At 58.3% G+C, this 16825-nt stretch carries 11 protein-coding genes; 3 read left to right on the top strand and 8 right to left on the bottom strand.

Annotated features, from left to right (window positions below):
• Nucleotides 1-22: 22 nt before the first annotated feature.
• Genes EC9_RS14235 through EC9_RS14220 form a run of 4 tightly spaced genes read right to left on the bottom strand, consistent with a single transcriptional unit; the run spans nucleotide 23 to nucleotide 10099 of the window.
• Nucleotides 23-1387 (bottom strand): coiled-coil domain-containing protein, encoded by a 1365-nt coding sequence (locus EC9_RS14235; protein WP_145346248.1) that lies wholly within the window; start codon nucleotides 1385-1387, stop codon nucleotides 23-25.
• Entirely contained in the window at nucleotides 1384-7629 is a 6246-nt protein-coding gene (locus tag EC9_RS14230; protein WP_145346246.1) for a protein kinase domain-containing protein, read from the bottom strand. The genes EC9_RS14235 and EC9_RS14230 overlap by 4 nt, the downstream gene beginning before the upstream one ends.
• The gene (locus EC9_RS14225; protein ID WP_218934139.1) at nucleotides 7626-8264 is read right to left on the bottom strand and encodes a 4Fe-4S single cluster domain-containing protein; all 639 of its coding nucleotides are present in this window, start codon (nucleotides 8262-8264) and stop codon (nucleotides 7626-7628) included. Before EC9_RS14225 ends, EC9_RS14230 begins: the two co-directional genes overlap by 4 nt.
• Nucleotides 8261-10099: an AAA family ATPase gene (locus EC9_RS14220; protein ID WP_218934138.1), complete on the bottom strand. Its 1839-nt coding sequence runs from the start codon at nucleotides 10097-10099 to the stop codon at nucleotides 8261-8263. Before EC9_RS14220 ends, EC9_RS14225 begins: the two co-directional genes overlap by 4 nt.
• A gap of 451 nt (nucleotides 10100-10550) precedes the next feature.
• Between EC9_RS14220 and EC9_RS14215 the strand changes: the two genes are divergently transcribed.
• Nucleotides 10551-11822 (top strand): lactonase family protein, encoded by a 1272-nt coding sequence (locus EC9_RS14215; protein ID WP_145346241.1) that lies wholly within the window; start codon nucleotides 10551-10553, stop codon nucleotides 11820-11822.
• A gap of 14 nt (nucleotides 11823-11836) precedes the next feature.
• Here EC9_RS14215 and EC9_RS14210 read toward each other — a convergent pair whose 3' ends face one another.
• Together EC9_RS14210 and EC9_RS14205 are read right to left on the bottom strand one after the other, a co-directional pair.
• Nucleotides 11837-13300, bottom strand: coding sequence for a DUF1501 domain-containing protein (locus EC9_RS14210; RefSeq protein WP_145346239.1), 1464 nt, complete (start codon nucleotides 13298-13300; stop codon nucleotides 11837-11839).
• Nucleotides 13301-13374: 74 nt separating this feature from the next.
• A complete protein-coding gene (locus tag EC9_RS14205) occupies nucleotides 13375-15405 on the bottom strand; it encodes a PSD1 and planctomycete cytochrome C domain-containing protein (RefSeq protein WP_145346236.1) in 2031 nt (676 codons plus the stop codon).
• A gap of 353 nt (nucleotides 15406-15758) precedes the next feature.
• On the opposite strand from EC9_RS14205, the gene EC9_RS27325 reads away from it, so the two are divergent.
• Nucleotides 15759-16025 (top strand): transposase, encoded by a 267-nt coding sequence (locus EC9_RS27325; RefSeq protein ID WP_218934137.1) that lies wholly within the window; start codon nucleotides 15759-15761, stop codon nucleotides 16023-16025.
• Here EC9_RS27325 and EC9_RS26980 read toward each other — a convergent pair.
• Nucleotides 15973-16128: a hypothetical protein gene (locus EC9_RS26980; protein WP_246105675.1), complete on the bottom strand. Its 156-nt coding sequence runs from the start codon at nucleotides 16126-16128 to the stop codon at nucleotides 15973-15975. The genes EC9_RS27325 and EC9_RS26980 overlap by 53 nt on opposite strands.
• On the opposite strand from EC9_RS26980, the gene EC9_RS27320 reads away from it, so the two are divergent.
• A complete protein-coding gene (locus EC9_RS27320; protein WP_391556726.1) occupies nucleotides 16060-16416 on the top strand; it encodes an ISAs1 family transposase in 357 nt (118 codons plus the stop codon). The two genes, EC9_RS26980 and EC9_RS27320, sit on opposite strands and share 69 nt — an antisense overlap.
• On the opposite strand, the gene EC9_RS14190 is transcribed toward EC9_RS27320, so the two are convergent.
• Nucleotides 16413-16706 carry a hypothetical protein gene (locus EC9_RS14190; protein WP_145346232.1) on the bottom strand — a complete coding sequence of 98 codons (294 nt, stop codon included), beginning with the start codon at nucleotides 16704-16706 and terminating at the stop codon, nucleotides 16413-16415. The genes EC9_RS27320 and EC9_RS14190 overlap by 4 nt on opposite strands.
• Between the last annotated feature and the right edge of the window lie 119 nt (nucleotides 16707-16825).

Here is a 16825-nt window from a genome sequence, read left to right as displayed (position 1 = left end):
ACTCCAACCGGATCGATCCAATTCACGGACGCTTTGATTGTTGCTGTCGTTCCTGCTTCTTGACCATCGTTTCGATTTGCGCTCGCCGTTCATCCGTCTTGGTGATGACGGCGATTGGTGTCGATCCGATCGGACGGGCGGTGAGGACCTTCGTTTCCAAACCCCGCCGGTCCAGCTCACCCATGACTTCCGCATGCGACTTGCACCACGTGGTTTCCATTTCAACATCGCGTTGCTGCTGCATGGCATTGCTGGAACCTGGATCGCCATAGCGAACAAGCTGCGTCTTTAAACGATCGCCGGCGACCGTGCTCAGCTCGACGGCATAGTCTTGGCTGCCCGGAGCCTGGACGACGACCTTGCCATCTTCGGCCCAGCCGGTCGCCATCGATTCGCGCACGTCGTATCCCATCGATTGCAGTACCGAAAGGATCGCCGCGCGACTTGCATCCCGATCGATCCGCTTTGCTTCCGCTTCGGTCCACACGGAGACTTCGGCTTGCAGTTCGGCGCTGTCCGCAGTTTCGTCTCCGCGAGCACGCTCGATCCGTTGCCGCAGCAATTCCGCGTCGGCGTCGAACGCTGCCAGTTCCGCTTCCAACCCGTCGAGAAGTTCGGCTCGGCGTTCCAACGCTCGCCGCCGCTCGAGTTCTTCGCCCAATTGGATGATCAACGAATCGGTCTGCAATCGCTGTCGCGCCGCGTCGTCGATTTGACGAACTTCCGCGATCCGCGTCAGCCACGGCGAAGCATCGCCAAGACCATCCAGAACGGAAACCTTGGCAGCAAGTTGTTCCAAACGCACTTCCGCCGCAGATTTTTTAGCCGGTTGTGCAGCCAGCCATTCGTCGACCGAAACCGTTTCGTGGCCATTCGCCAATAAGTCGGCTTCCCCTTGCAAATCGGCATCAGCTCGCCGCTGCGCTTCCATCGCCAACGCGTCCAATGCGATCTGCAATTGGACCTCGTCCGGCTTGGCCAGCAGATCCGCTTTCATCGTTGCGAGGTTCGCTGCGTCGAGCCGCAAGACCGTCGCCGCGATTGCGGTGGCGATCGAACGCTGCCGACCAAGCCGCTCCGCAACCGAGGCGATACGTTTTTCTTCGAGCTTCGATTTCAATTGCAGCGCGCATTCCAACGTTGCGTTTGCTTGATCGAGTATCGCATCCAGGGATCGCGGCAATGCGGTCGCTTGCCGGTCGGCGTCAAGGCGCGCCAGCGCATTGGTCAACGAACCGAAGACCCGCTGAAGGGTCTCGTCCTCGGTTGCTTCGAGCATCGCTTGGATCTTTCGAAACTGTTTTTCGCTCCGATGTCGCAGCTTCCGAAACTCGCGTTCTTGAGCGGCTCGGATCGCCCGAACGTCGACAACTTTGGGACCACTCATGTGTTGCCTACCGCTTTCTTAACCGCTTCGAGTAATCGTTTTCGCTCCGTCGTTTCATCGACCAACCACATCCGCGACCAAACCCGGTAGATCGTGGGGACGGTCGATTTGAGCACGTCGCGACGCCAAAGCTCGCGGTGCCGCGCGTATTTTAAATCGGGATGGCGTGGCGAATCGCATTCGATTGCGATCGCAAACATGCCATCTTCGGGCCGGCGGATCGCAAGGTCGAATCGAAACGCGTCGTTCGCCCGAGGGCTTTCCACGACATAGCCTTCGGACTCCAAAAACGTTTGCACTTCGATCACGAAGGAGTCCGCGTGCGCATCGGTCAGCGACCGCGTCGAACTCCGCGGGCCGAAGGCCCCTAGAATCCGAGTGGCATCGTCGAAGCGAGCATCGGAAACCGCCTTGGCGTACATCAAATAGGCTTGCAGATAGTCGCGAGGCGTTTGCGGCGCGACCAGACTTTGCCGTGTGTCGCTGATTCGTTCGAGTGGCATCGACGAATAGATCACCATCCGATGTTTCGCCCGCGTCGTCGCGACGTTCAACCGCCGTTCGCCACCGCGCTGACCGAGCACGCCAAAATTGCGTCGGAAGCTCCCTTGGGCGTTGTTGCCAAACGTTGTCGAAAAGATCATCCAGTCCCGTTCGTCTCCCTGCACGCTTTCGACGTTCTTGACAAAGAAACCGCAACGCTCGCCGTCCTGCACGCGATTCCGCTGCTGCATCAACGCTTGCCGAAACGCTTCGTCCTGTTCGGCCAACAGCTCCAGTTTGTCTTCGATCAGCTCGGCCTGCTTCAAGTTGAAAGTCACCACGCCGATTGTCGGTGTTGCCGCGATCGGCATCGACGCCCAGAGCGTTCGGATCGAATCGACGACCCGATCCGCTTCGATCTCGTTCGATTGGTTCTCATACACTCCGTCGACCTCGACGAACTCGATCGGCTTCAGCTCAGCCACCTTCTCAGGCGGATGCAGCACCGGAACGCTCAAGCCGTTTTCATAATAGGCCGCATTGGAGAAATCGATCAGCTGGCGGTACTTCGATCGATAGTGAACGTTCAGCATCACCTTGGGGAAGACCGGCGAGGCGAGCTCCAACAGATCGCCGCAATCTTTCACCTCACGGCGTTTCCCTCGGCTCTCGATCGCATCCTCTAGCTCCTCCCCTTCCAAGTCGGTCGGGGTTTCATCTTCATCGTCAAACGCAGCGGCAAAAAACTTCGCGGGCGGCAATTGCTTTTCATCACCGCTCACGACGATCGTCTTGCCGCGATAGATCGCCGGCAGCGCGTATTCAACCGGCAATTGAGACGCTTCGTCGAAGACCACGACGTCGAACAATCCCTGCTGCAGCGGAAAGATCCGCGATACGGTATCGGGATTGGCCAGCCAGATCGGCCGCATTTGATACAGCCCAAATTCGCGTCCCATGTCGACGGTTTCACGCAGCTTCTTCGCGCGCGGTCCGGTGAACATCAGGATGTCGTCCCAGCGGTTGCGTCGGGCGATCTTGTCGACAGCGGGCAGCTGAGGCACCAGCCGTCGCACCGCCTCGCCCAACGCTTTGCAACCGTCTCGCAGCTGTGCCACCTTGCTCTCAAATTCTTCGCGGTCGATCAACAACCACGGCCATTGTTCCTCTGCATTGGCACGCCACGCCAGCAACGCCTCGCGCTGCACCGTTTGTCGCATCAAATCGCCAGCTGATTCCGCAGGCATCGATTCCCAAACCTCTCGTTTCGGTGCCATCGCCGCCAGTCCCGACCTTACGACATCCGAGATCGAATCCGATCGCAAGCGGAACGTTTGGAATGCAGCTAACGAATCCCAAGCGGCAACGATCCCGTCGGTCTCCTTGTTTGTCGGTTCGCCCAATCGCAGCAAACCTGTTACGCGATCGATCCACGCAGTCTCGAACCATGCTTCTAATGGTTGCAGCGTTTCGAGACTCTCATTCCGCAATCGATCCAATCGAACGCCTTGGCTCGCGGCAGTTAAGAATTCACGAATCGCCAACGAGGTGCCTGCTCGGAGGGCTAAATGGTAATGATCGCGACAGGGACAGTTGTTCCCCCGATCGATCAGTGCTTTAGCATCCTGCAATCTTGTCATAAGAGACCGCACCTTGTCGCCAAGCAGCTGCGAAGAGAGATTCACCACGGGAGCTTCCAACTGCAACCGCATGCGGGCCTGTTCGTATCCGCGGCAGCCCACGCGTGCCGCCGCTTCGTATTGCAGCGCATCGCCGATCGCGGCGATCTCTTCGCCAACTTGCGCTGCGTCGGATCCGCAGAACTGAGCGAGCCGCGATACGGCGCTGTGATAGGGCGGCCAAATCTTTCGCAGCCAAGAACGCTGCCAACGCGAGATCGTTCGACTGTCGTGGTGCAATGCGTCGATTTCGGCGTCGGATAACGGCGAGAGCTTCGTCCGCAACAGCAACTCACTCTCGGGAGCCAGGTTGGATTGAGCGTCTGCGGCGAGTCCGGTCAATCGATGGAGCTCTGCGTCGGCGACTCCACTTTCAAACAGCTCCACCCATTTCCCCGTCGTCGCCAACGTCGGTTCGGATGTCGCCTCGATAGCCGTTTGATGCTCCGATAGCCAGCCTTCCATTGCACGCATGTCAAACTGGTTGATGTCGACGACGCGCGTCGCTTCTTCCAGCTCTTCGTGCCGTATCCCTTCGCACTGGATGAAAGCATCCAATGCATGCTTCACCGCAACAATGGTATCCCGGTCGGCGGAGAACCTTTTTAAGGCATGCAGGCTGCTGTTTTCATAACGTGCGGCTAACCAAAGCGGGGCGATCGATTCGATCTGTTGTCCGATCGCTTTTACCGATGCAATCGCCAGCGGTTTCAGCAGGGGACGCAGCGATGGCACCGAAACCGTGGTGGGCTGATTGCCATGTTCGATCAGATCCGCGACGACCTGTTCGTAGGTCAAACCGCTCTGCAGCACAGGATGCGTCATCGCTTCGTGGATGCGATCGAGTTCCGCCTCCAATCGGCCAACTTCTGCCGCCTGTGTCCGATGTTTCGCAGCCGCCGACTCGCGTCCCAATTGCCCACGCAGCTCCGCCAATTCCGCACGCAATCTCGTGAGAAACGGCTTTCGGTCGCGTGATGGATCCCCAATTAAAACGGTTCGATCGCCAAGCCCCGACGATTCCAAGCGATGTCCGACCACCTCCAACGCCGCTTGCTTTTGGCAGACAACCAGGACGGTTTGCCCGCGAGCAACCGCGTCGGCGACGATGTTCACGATCGTCTGGCTCTTCCCCGTTCCGGGCGGTCCCTGGATCAGAAGCCCCGGCGGATTGCGGGCTGCAAAGACCGCAGCCTCCTGTGACGGGTCGGCTTCGGTGACCAGAAACCGTTGCTCGGTCGGAGGGATGGGAGCTGGTATAACATCCTCGGCGCAGTCCAACCGCAGCAGCGTCGCCGCCGGTGACGCGTCGAATGGAAGGTTTTGCAGCTTGTCCAATTCGTCGGCTAGTTCCTGCCCGGCAAAGTCGCATTGGAAGATCACGCCGCTGGCGACGAGGCGGCAATGAATGTCCTCCGGCAACGAAGGCTCGGCTGGCAGCGGCGCCGACTCGGCAAGGACCTGCTCGTGTGCGTCGGCAAACAGCGGCTGCAGAAACTCGATCAACTGTTCCCCGGTGATCGAATCGCGACTCTGAATTTCAAGTAACGCATCGGCAAACCGTTGCTTCTTTTCTTGAGTCAGCAAAACGCCGTAGGCTGGATTCAATCGAACGCGTTCTTGTTCGCGATCGGCAGCAATGCGTAGCGAAGTGTTCTGCCCTTCGGCATAGTCCAACTTCACAGGCCACAGCAATAAGGGAACAAAACGTGGGCGACTCTGCCCCGCATCGACATCTCGACGGACGAGGAAGGGAAACCCTAAATGCAGCGACGAGATCCCGGTATCGCGTTGGTAGTTTTCACAATTGTTCCGCAATCGACGCAGTCGCCGTTGCAAAATCGGATCGCCCGCCAACACGCTCGGGTCGACGCGCGATGGGTTGCCATCGTTACCGATGATCGCGTGGATCAGCGAATCGGCCTGGATCGCTCCGCTCCCTAATTGGGCGACATCGATCCGAGCTGAATTTTTGCTGATCCTCAGCGACATTAACGGACCGCGTTGGACACTCGACAACACCTTGCGGCGGAAGAAGTCCATCAGCAACCGCCAATGTTCGCCCCCCTCCGGCTTTTGCCATTGCTCGGCTGGAACGCACAGAAGCGCCACGGCTCGGGCCAATGAGATCCGATGTTCAAACCGAAACGTGTCGGCCCATTGATCCGCAGTGGCCACTCCACAGCGAACGAAATCGGACAAGCGATCGCCGAGGGCTTCAAAGACTTCACGCCGTCCTTGTTGCAAACCTTGCCGCGCAGCTTCGCGATCCCAAAACGTTCCGATCCCCGCGGCGTTGGCTTCGCGTTCGGCTTCATCCAACAAGTCGTCTGCCGAACGGAACTCTGTCAGCGGAGCGGCCAGCAAGACCAACAGTTCCACTTCGCTTAACGAATGCTTCGACAGCAGATGAGCCAATGCAAGGTGCCGCGATTCGGGCCAATCAGCTTGCCGGCGACCCCATTGTTGCAGCAGCGTCTCTCGGTCGACGATCAGCGACAAGGCATCGAACCTCGCCGCGTCGATTGGGATCTCTCGCTTTTGAATCAGACGTTCGGCCGCTTCGCGACGCTCGGCAACGTCGACAAACCACAACTCTCGGCTGATCCGCATTAAGTGCGACGCAATCGAACCCCGCAGCCAAGCGAGACTGCGAACCGCTGTTGCTGCGAACGATGCTGGCGAGACGATCTCGCCGTCGAAGCAGAGCGGCAATTGATCGTTAAGCACCAACAAGGCCAACATCAGTTGTTGGTCGCTACCCAACGAGTGGTCTTCGACGATTGTGTCCCAATTTTCCCGGGCGCGATCGTCCAATTTCCCCTCGGCCAACCATGTCCCCAGTTCACCACTGGCCAATTGAACGACAGCGTCTTGCCAATGTTCAGGCGATGCCGCGGCCAAGGCGTATCGTGCGGCGGAGTGGTAGTCCTCGTCACCCAAGCGAATCGCAACGCCTTGATCGTCGGCGTCGAGATCGCTTTCGAAGTAATGTTGCAGATCCGTTTCGCCCGCCAACCAGGCGGTCACCTGTGCGTGCCCCCATCGACGTGAATGGTCGCGTGTTAAAAGGCCCTTCAATAACGTCTGCCAGCTGTCGTCGAGCTCTTCGGGAATCGGAACGGGGCGCGTGAGGATCAATAATTGGAACGCACGTGAATCGATCTCTTCGAACAAGTTGCCGCCGGTGAGCCGTTCCAGCAGGATCACACCAAGGCTCCACCAATCCGATGCAAACGTACTGATCCCCGCAAAACATTCCGGCGCCGTGTAACGCGACGTCCGTGGATTGGGAGCGACGTGAATTTCCAGTTCCGCAACCGCAGCGGCGTTATAGTTCGATACGACGAGATCGATCGGATCCGAAGATTGCAACCCGATGTTTTTCGGTTGTAAGTCGCGATGTAGTAAGCCAGCATCCTGCAGATCGTTCAACGCCGTCGAATTCTGATCGACCAAGTCTCGGCAAAACGCTTCTTCGAAAGGGCTTTCGATCGCAAGATCGACGATCGTTCCATGTGGACAGGATTCGTAGACTTCAAAGCTGCGGTGATCTCGATCGCCAACATCGATCAACCGCAAGCAACGGGGCGAATTCAGCGACAGTAGAATCGACTGGACTTCTTCGTCGCGATCGATTCCAAGCGGGTAGTGCTTGCACAGCAGTAGGTCTTTGCGATCCGTTGCCTCGTTACTGACTGTCGGTTCGACAAGATACCGATCCGCAAGATCGTCTTCCTGTTTAAGCGTTTGTACGACCCGATATCGATCGCCGAATATGAGCGACGCGTCGTCCGCGGGCTGTTGCTCGGCGGTTTCGGACGCCACGTCGCCACCGCACTCGATACAAACCAAGTCGTCGGGGAACATCGCATGCCCGTTTACACAGCGGCGTTCGTCGGCTTGGGGCTCATCTTCGTCTGGGCCTTCAACCGTGGTGCCTGCCGAATTGGGAACTGTCGCAGCAACCGTGGCGACACTAAACCCGCAGCCGTTGCCGGTCGTTCCCTCGCCACTGCAATACATCTCGGTGAGGTCGTTGGGGTGGCCGCACTTGGGGCAGATCTTGACCAAACTCATCCGCGCACACCATCCAACAGTTGATCCGATGTCCCCGCAGCAAAGCCCATCGCGGCCAGGCGCCGACGAATTTCAGCCATCGCGTTTGGTTTGGGGATACCCGCGATCCAAACCGTATCGTCATCGAAACAGAGATCGAGCGTTGGGGCTACGTCTAGGTTTGCATACCGCTGCGCCGCGATTGGCGTCAGCAAATGCATACGCTGATTGTCCGATCCACGCAGCGGTTGCGTCTGCGGCTGTTTGGCGTCGTAGGGTTCGCTGATCAACACATCCAGTTGCGCCACGATTTCGGGATACCGATCCCACAACAACTCCGCCGAATAGCCGGAGAAGAGCAACACGTCGCCCCCGTTTTTTGTACGCCACCATTTCATTAACGCCGCGACGGCGTCGGGCTGGTCAAAAGGTTCACCACCGGAAATCGTCAGCCCATCGGCGGCAGCGGTCCACGGGAGCAGGGTTTGCGTCAGTTCATCCAGCTGGATTGCGTTGGTCCCCGGTTCCCAAGTATCGCGGCTGATACATCCTGGGCACTGAATCTGGCAGCCTTGAAACCAGACGCCCACGCGGGCGCCAAATCCCAATGAATGGATCGGGTAATGAATTCGGTTGATCGAAATCGATTGCGTCACGCCAGCTCCACCGTTGTCAAACCGTCGCGGTGATCGATCCGCCGAACGATGATCGCCGGCGATTCGGGGGCGTCGAACAACGCGCGCGCCAGCGGGTTGATGAAATGGGCTTCCAATTGATTGCGGACGCCGCGGCCGCCGTTGGAAAGATCGGCGAGACAAAGCTCCTGCAGCGACCGCCGTGCAGAATCTTCGATATCGATCGGTCGCCCCGTGGCGGTTTCGACCTGCCTGCAAATTCCCGCCAACATCATGTCGAAGATCTCCGCCGCGACATCGTCTCGAATGAAATCGAAGACAACGATATTTTCACCGATCCGATTCAAGATCTCCGGCCGACCGATCTCTAGCTTGAAGAAACGATCGATCTCCGCTCGCACCTTCGCTTGCATCGATGGCAGGTCGTCAGTTGGAGTGGCGTTGGGGACACGCTTGCCCCGCTCATCGATCCGATACAGGCCGAGGTTCGAAGTGAAGATCAAAAACGCTTCGGAGAAGTAGACGCGTTCACCTCGGCCAGATGTCAGGACACCGTCGTCGAGGACTTGCAGAAATTTGTCGAGGATCCGCGGGTGGGCTTTTTCGATCTCGTCGAACAAGACCACGCTGAATGGTTTCTCTCGGATCGCGTTGGTTAATTCGCCGCCGGTGTCATAGCCGACGTAGCCCGGAGGCGCGCCGATCAAGCGTTGGTCGGAATGTTCCGCCGCAAATTCGCTCATGTCAAAGCGAATGTAGGCGCTCTCGTCGCCGAACAACAGTTCCGTCACGGTCTTCGCCAGTTCGGTCTTTCCGGTTCCGGTCGGGCCGGCCAGAAACGCAACGCCGCGGGGACGTCCCGATCGGCCTTCGTTACCCGAGAGCCCGATCACCGATCGTTTAATGATGTCCAGCATCTTGGTGACCGCGTGATCCTGCCCCTTCAATCGACGAGCGACAAAGCTGTCGGCGGTCGTAATCTTTTCGCGATCCAGCTTGGCCCAAGGATTTTCCGTCACGCCCAGCTTGAAACGCCGCACGCCATCATCCAGACGATCGATCGAAACTTGTTCGTTGCGACACAGTTCGGTGATCGAAATCACATCCAGCAGCATCAGGCCGTGCGTCTGTTCGACCAACGAACGCTCCGCCGCCGCGATCTTTTCCTCGCTAGCCTGGCGTGCCCCGGGGATCCCGGGAATCAAGCTCTTCGCGATCAGCCCCCGCGTCGTCCGATCGGGGACGGGCAAGGTGACTGCTCGCAGACGCGGATTGCCGAGGACAAACCAAGGCGGCAGATCCCCTTCTTGGTCGGCGATCCAAACGATCGGATTAAAGAGTGTGCTTGCGTCGGGGCCGCAGGGGCGCGCTTCGACGTCTAAACTGAGGATCAACGATGCGGTAAACCAATGGTGTTCGTCATCGGTCTGCAAATCGGGACGGACCAAATACCGCGACGAGAAATCGGCTAACACAGCGATCGGCTCGGGTTCGCTGCGGACCAGAGCGGGGAACAGTTCAAAGAACCTCGCTACACTGGCCGGCGAGTGAAGGTTGTCGTTCCACCTCAGATCGAATCGGTCGCTGAAGAATTTCTGTTCCGCCGTGATGTCGATCCCGCTGACCAAGGGAACGGAGAAGCCGTTAAGCGGATCGAAGGCCAGCACATGGGCGATGCCGCGGCTGCGCAACAGTTCCGCAAGGAAACTTGTCAGCGGCAGCGGCGCGTAGCGATCGTCGGCGATCGCCCAAGGGTAGCGATCGCGCACATTGCCGCTCAGCAAAAACTGGCTCTTCAGCGGCAAAAAGCGAGCGAGATCCAACGCCCATCGAGGCAAAGCTTGCGGCGATTCCATACAGCGCATCCTGGCATCAAACCAAAGTCTTCAAAGCCGCTATCGTACCAGGAATTCGTCCGCCCGCGTCTCCCCTAAAAATGCAAACCGCCTGGCAGCGCCGAGGGGAGCACAACCAATGCCGGCGGTGTCCAAAGCCCGGAGGGCGACACAACCAGTGCCGGTCGTGTAAGCGACCGGTTGGCAAATCAGTCGTGAGCGCCTCGAGCCCGGAGGGCGACATAAAGGGCGATTGTGTCGGCTCCCCAAGGCCTGACGGCCCCCGGCATTGGGTGTGGCATCCTTCGGGCTCAATGAGGCACAGCCGGCGCAAGCGTATCGCCGCAAACGACAACTGCCAATTTTTTGCTCAGCCGATTGCGGCGCGTTGCAATCGGCGGTGCGGTCTGAATATGATGGCAATTCCCGCCACGCATGCTAATCCAAACCCTCCGCTTGAAATGACACCTCCATGACGCACGTCTCATCGACTCGCCGCCGCTTCCTGCAAACTTCACTTTCCTTGGCCGCTGTCCTTCCGATGGCCATTGGTCTTCAAGCCGCTGATCCCGCGACGACGGAGCGTCCTTTGATGGCGTACGTCGGCACGTTCAGTTCGCCATTGAAGGACATGCTGCCAACGCAAGTCGATCTGCCGCCGGGCAACGGTCGGGGCATTCATACGTTTCGCGTCGACCGAGAGACCGGAGCGTTGACCGCAGCGGGGGACTATCCGCTGGGGACCAGCCCCAGTTGTTTGGTCGTCAACGCGGCGGGAACGCGGATCTATTCAGCGAACGAAACCGATCGCGTGGGAGCCGACAAGCAGGGAACGGTTAGCGCGTTTGCGATCGATCCAGCCGATGGGCAGCTGAAACTTTTGAACACAGTACCAGCCGGCGGTGCGGGGCCAACTTACGTCAGCATCCATCCCTCGGGGAAGTTTCTGTTGGTCGCCAACTATTTTGGTGGCTCCGTTTCGGTGATGCCGATTCTGGAAGACGGACGTTTGGGCGAGGCGAGCGATACGAAAGTTGACGAAGGACCGATCGGTCCCACCAAAGCGACTCACGCGCCGGAGGGAAGCTTTGCGATCAGCGGTCACGATCGCACACACGCTCATATGATCGAATCGGATCCTTCGGGCCGGTTTGTCCTGCACGTCGACCTTGGTTTGGACAAGATCTACGTCTGGAAGTTCGATACGAAAACGGGAACCTTGCACGCGAACGATCCCGCCGGTGTCGACTTGCCGCCCGGCGACGGTCCGCGGCATTTCCACTTCCATCCCGAAGGACGCTGGTTCTATTCGATCCAGGAGGAAGGATCGACGATCGCCCTGTTCGACTACGATCCCGAAGCGGGTCGTTTGACGCCGCGGCAAACGATCTCGACGCTGCCCCCCGGTTTCACGGGCAGCAATTTTTGCTCCGAGATCTTGGTCTCCTCCGACGGACGATTTGTCTACGCCGGGAATCGTCTTCACGACAGTATCGGGATCTTCGCGATCGGCGACGACGGACAACTGAGCTACGTTGGCGAAGAGTGGACGCGGGGCAACTATCCACGCAGCTTCAACTTCGATCCAACCGGCAACTTTTTGTATTGCTGCAACCAGCGAGCCGACCATGTTACGGTCTTCAAGGTCGACAAAAAGACGGGCAAGCTCGACTTCACCGACAAATACGTGCCGGTCGGCAATCCATCGATGATCACCTTCCTGGACCTTGGCAAAGTCGACTGATCGACCTACTGCGGCTAGGCGATCAGATCGTGGACGACGCGGGCGGGATCGACTCCCGTCAGCCGGAAGTCGAGGCCTTGGAAACGGACCGACAAGCGATGGTGATCGAATCCCAACAAGTGCAGAAGCGTGGCGTGAATGTCGTGGACATGCACGGGGTTTTCGATCGGACCAAAACCAAATTCGTCCGTTTCGCCGTAGACCAAACCGGGTTTAAATCCGCCACCGGCGAACCACATCGTGAAGGCGTCGATGTGATGGTTGCGGCCTGTGTTCTGGCGGACTTCGCCCATCGGCGTCCGGCCAAATTCGCCACCCCAGATCACGATCGTATCCTCTAGCAGTCCGCGTTGCTTGAGGTCCATGACTAGCGCTGCGGAGGCTTGATCGATCTCCTTGCAGTTCTGGGGAAGATGCTGCTGCAAGTTTTCCGTTGGCCCGCCGTGGTGATCCCAATTTGTGTGGTACAGCTGGATACAGCGGACACCGCGTTCGACCAACCGCCGGGCCAACAAACAGTTTCTCGCATAGCTCGATTCATTTGGGTCTTTGATCCCGTAAAGCTCCAGCGTCTCGGCGCTTTCGTCGGTCGTGTCCATTAGTTCCGGGGCGGAGCTCTGCATCTTGTAAGCTAGCTCATAAGCATTGATCCGCGTCGCGATCTCCTGGTCGCCCGTCTCTACCAAGCGTTTCAGATTCAATTCCCGCACGCTATCGATCAATTGGCGTTGCTGAGCGTCGCTGATCGACGATGGCGTTGAAAGGTTCAGGATTGGATCGCCTTGGCTGCGCAGCGGTACTCCTTGATAGGTAGTCGGCAACACACCGCTTCCCCACAAAACCGCCCCGCCGCGTGGCCCTCGCGGTCCACTTTGCAAAACTAGGAAGCCGGGCAGATCGTCGCACTCGCTTCCCAAGCCGTACGTGATCCAAGATCCCATGCTCGGTCGCCCGAACTGGCCGCTGCCGGTGTTCATGAACAGCTTGGCCGGAGCGTGGTTAAACAGATCGGTCTTGCAGGTTTTTACGATCGTCAGTTCGTCGACGATCTTTGCAGTATGCGGCAACAAATCGCTGACCCACGTACCGTTTTGGCCGTACTGTTGGAACTTCTGCGTCGGACCAAGCAGATTGCTGCGGTGGCTGCTGTCCATAAACGCAAACCGCTTTCCAGCGACGAGGCTTTCGGGAATCGGTTGGCCATTGAGTTCGGTCAACTTTGGCTTGTACTCAAACGTTTCCAGCTGTGTCGGCCCGCCCGCCATGAACAGAAAGATCACGTTTTTCGCTTTGCCCGGAAAGTGGCTCGGCTTCGGCGACATTGGGCTCTGCGAACTGGAGTCACCTTCCGCCCGGCTGCGCTCAGCCATCAGCGACGACAACGCGATCGACCCGAGTCCCATCGAGCAGCGGCTGAAGAAATGACGCCGCGTTTGGTCGCGAAGCAGATCGGCGTGTGAGTTCGTTTGAGGAGGCATCGGTGATTCCGTCGTTTGAAAGTCTATATCGTTTGCGTCGACGTCCAGGTTCGGCAATGTCGCCGCTGGCGGATCTATTCGCGAGTGATCGTTTCGTCCAGATTCAACATCGCTCGCGCTGCACCGAGCGTGTCCAAGCGTTCCAAGATCGCAAGCTCATCGGGCGATGCCGATCGCGAAGTACAACGGCGGAAGGCTGCCTGCAGACCATCGCGTTGGATGATCTTTTCGAGTGCCGTGGCAAATTCGAAGAATGCCGGATCGTTCATCAGCGTCAGCGCTTGCAGCGGGGTGTTGCTGCGGATACGACGCGTGCAACTGCTGAGACCATCGGGAGCGTCGAAAACGTTCAGCGATGGCGGCGGCGTGGCGCGGAACTTAAACGTATAGATTCCGCGGCGATACCGGTCCTCACCCTTGCTGGTCCGCCAAGACCGCTTCACCTGCCCCTGCCCCATGATCCCATCGGGAATCGGCGGATAGACGGGCGGACCGCCTAGCGTGGGCGACAACAATCCGCTGGCCACAAGTGCCACGTCGCGGACGATCTCCGCATCCAACCGCAATCGCTGCTGGCGGCCCAGAAGGTAGTTGTGCGGATCGGTTTGGTCGAGATCCTCGCGTCGACGCGAAGCCTGTTGATAGGTCTCGCTGGTGACGATCAAGCGATGCATCTCTTTCAGGCTCCAGCCGCGTTCGACGAATTCGATCGCCAACCAATCTAACAGCTGCGGATGCGACGGCGAACTTCCTTGCAAGCCGAAGTCGTTGTCGATCTCCGACAAACCGCGGCCAAAATAATGTTGCCAGATCCGATTGACGATCACACGCGCGGTCAGCGGGTTTTCGGGACTCATGATCCAGCGGGCTAGATCGAGCCGATTGGCAATTCGGTCACCGGTCTGCATCGGATGCAGGATCGATAACGTTCCGGGGGAAACTTCCGCATCGGGACGGGTGAAGTCTCCTTTGATCAGGACGGTGGTTTTTCGCGGTTTGGCTCGCTCCTTCATTACCAGCGTCGTCCGCTTATCGTCCAGCTTGAGCGTCGGTTCGTCTTGGTTATTGAGGAACGCAAACATCTGGTAATATTCGACCTGCGTGATCGGATCGAACTTGTGGTCGTGGCATTGGGCACATCCAACGGTCAGTCCCAGCCAAACGGTTCCGGTCGTCGCGACGCGATCAAAGACGCTGTCGACGCGGAACTGTTCCTTGTCGATCCCACCCTCTTGATTCAATTGCGTGTTGCGATGGAAACCGGTAGCGATCTTCTGGTCCTGCGTCGCATTGGGCAACAGGTCCCCGGCCAATTGCTCGATCGTGAAGGTGTCGAAGGGCATGTCGTTATTGATCGCATCGATCACCCAGTCGCGGTAACTCCAGATCTGTCGTGGGGCGTCGATCGAGTAACCGTTGCTGTCGGCGTACCTTGCTTGGTCGAGCCACCAGCGGCCCCAGCGTTCTCCGTAGTGAGGACTGGCCAGCAAGCGTTCGACAAGGTCGCGATAAGCGGCATCAAAATCTTTGTCGGCCGCCGAGACAAACGCATCGACTTCGGCGGGCGTTGGCGGCAGTCCGATCAGATCTAAACTGATCCGCCGAATGAGAGTCTCGGGAGTCGCGCGCTCCGATGGCGTGAGCCCAGCATCGGTTAAACGCGACCGAATAAAACTGTCGACCGGATGTTGGCTGGCCGACGGTTCGGGTAAAGAACTGCGGTGCGGCGGAGCGAAGGCCCAGTGTTGATCGTAGGTCGCCCCTTGGGCTATCCAGTTGCGGAGCGTCTGCTTTTGAGCGGCGGTCAGTTGTTTGCCCGACTCGCGGGGCGGCATCACGGTGTCGGGATCGTCCGACAAAACACGAAGCATCAACTCGCTGTCATCGGGATCGCCGGGAGTGATCGCTGTCGAACCGCCATCGGCACCGGTAGCACCGGCAAACGTGTCTAACCGCAGATCGGCTTCGCGCGCCGCTTCGTCAAACCCGTGGCAGGCATAACAGTACTCTGCCAGAATCGGCCGGACATCGCGATTGAACTCGACATCCGCCGCCGAGAGTGCGGGGATACCGCCGAGCAACAAGCCGAGCAACGCGATGGTCATGCGACGATCTGAATAGCGAAAGTGCACGTATTTCATGCTGATCTGGGCCAACGTTTACGTGTAATGGGAGGGGGACGCCGCAGGGGACGCGAGGCGGGACGAGCCTCCATCATAACACGAAACCAAGCCGTTTGCCGGTCGGCCAGCAGGGCAAATGAGGGCTATTCAGTGTTTCAATTTGTGGGACTTGCTGCGTCGTATTCTCCGTCGAGGTTGATGGAGTTGTATTCAACCTACGGAGAGACGACTGTGAAAGTTCCCGTTGCTGGGAGTTTGCTGGCCATCTTGGCAACAATTCCCGACTATCGCGGGCAAAAGGGACGACGCCATTCTTTAGCTACCATGCTGGCGGCGTGATCACTCAGGCAGACATACTAGGTCATACCAATGAACACACGTCGGCGATTCAGCTTTTGCGCAGCGTTGTCTTGGAGGGACGAATGGTGACGTCCGACGCAGTGATTTGCCAGCGGGATATCTGCAGACATATTACCGATTCTGGGGGGGATTACCTGGTCGCTGTGAAAGACAATCAACCAGAGCTGAAGGAGACCATTGAGTCGGAATTCAGGTCTGGCCGCTCCCCCCTGCAGCGAACACGTTCGGCAACAGCAGCTTGAGGTTCACCGCACGGTCGACAAAGGGCATGGTCGCGTGGAGATCCGCGGGATCGAAACCAGCAACCGTCTTGTCGGCCACGTCGACTGGCCCGGCTTTGCGCAAGCGATTCGCCTCACGCGGACTCGCATTCTCGGTGGCGTACGCCAGACGGAAATCAGCTATGCGATCACCAGCGTTGATCGCGAGCGTACTGATGCACGCGATCTTCTAAAGTTCGTTCGAGGTCATTGGGGAATCGAGAATCGCCTTCACTGGGGTCGCGACGTTGCGATGGGCGAAGACAAGTGTCGAGCTCGAACCGCCGCGATTCCCCAAAACCTCGCAGCTCTTCGAAATGCCACGCTGACACTGGTTCGGTCGAAAGGTCATAACGCGATCACATCACCCTAAGGCGTCTTGTCACCAAACCGATGGAAATCAAATCCATCCTGCAACACTGAATAGCCCCGGGCGTCAAGCCGACAAACGTGAAACAGCTGCACCAACGGCATCAGCACACGGTTCACCACGTCGTAGTCTGAAGCAATCGGGTCCCAAGACAATCCCACCACGAACCGCCCACACAAGACTCCGAACACCACAGTTAAAACCAGCCAGCTCGAGCCCACCAGCAGCTGTGCAGGCAGTGGATTGGCCCCGCCCCACCATATTGTTACGTTGGCAATCGCAAGGTTGATCACCGAACCAGGTGCCCACGCCAATCTGATACAAGCCGAATTCGCCAATAGACGAAAGAAGGGCAATGGCCCTATGGATGCCGTGAACGATCTCAGCGATAGTCAGGACCAGCGAGATCGCC

Source organism: Rosistilla ulvae (assembly GCF_007741475.1).
Lineage (GTDB): Bacteria > Planctomycetota > Planctomycetia > Pirellulales > Pirellulaceae > Rosistilla > Rosistilla ulvae.
The sequence above is the reverse complement of the archived record's forward strand: the minus strand, read 5'-3'. Positions and strand labels throughout refer to the sequence as shown.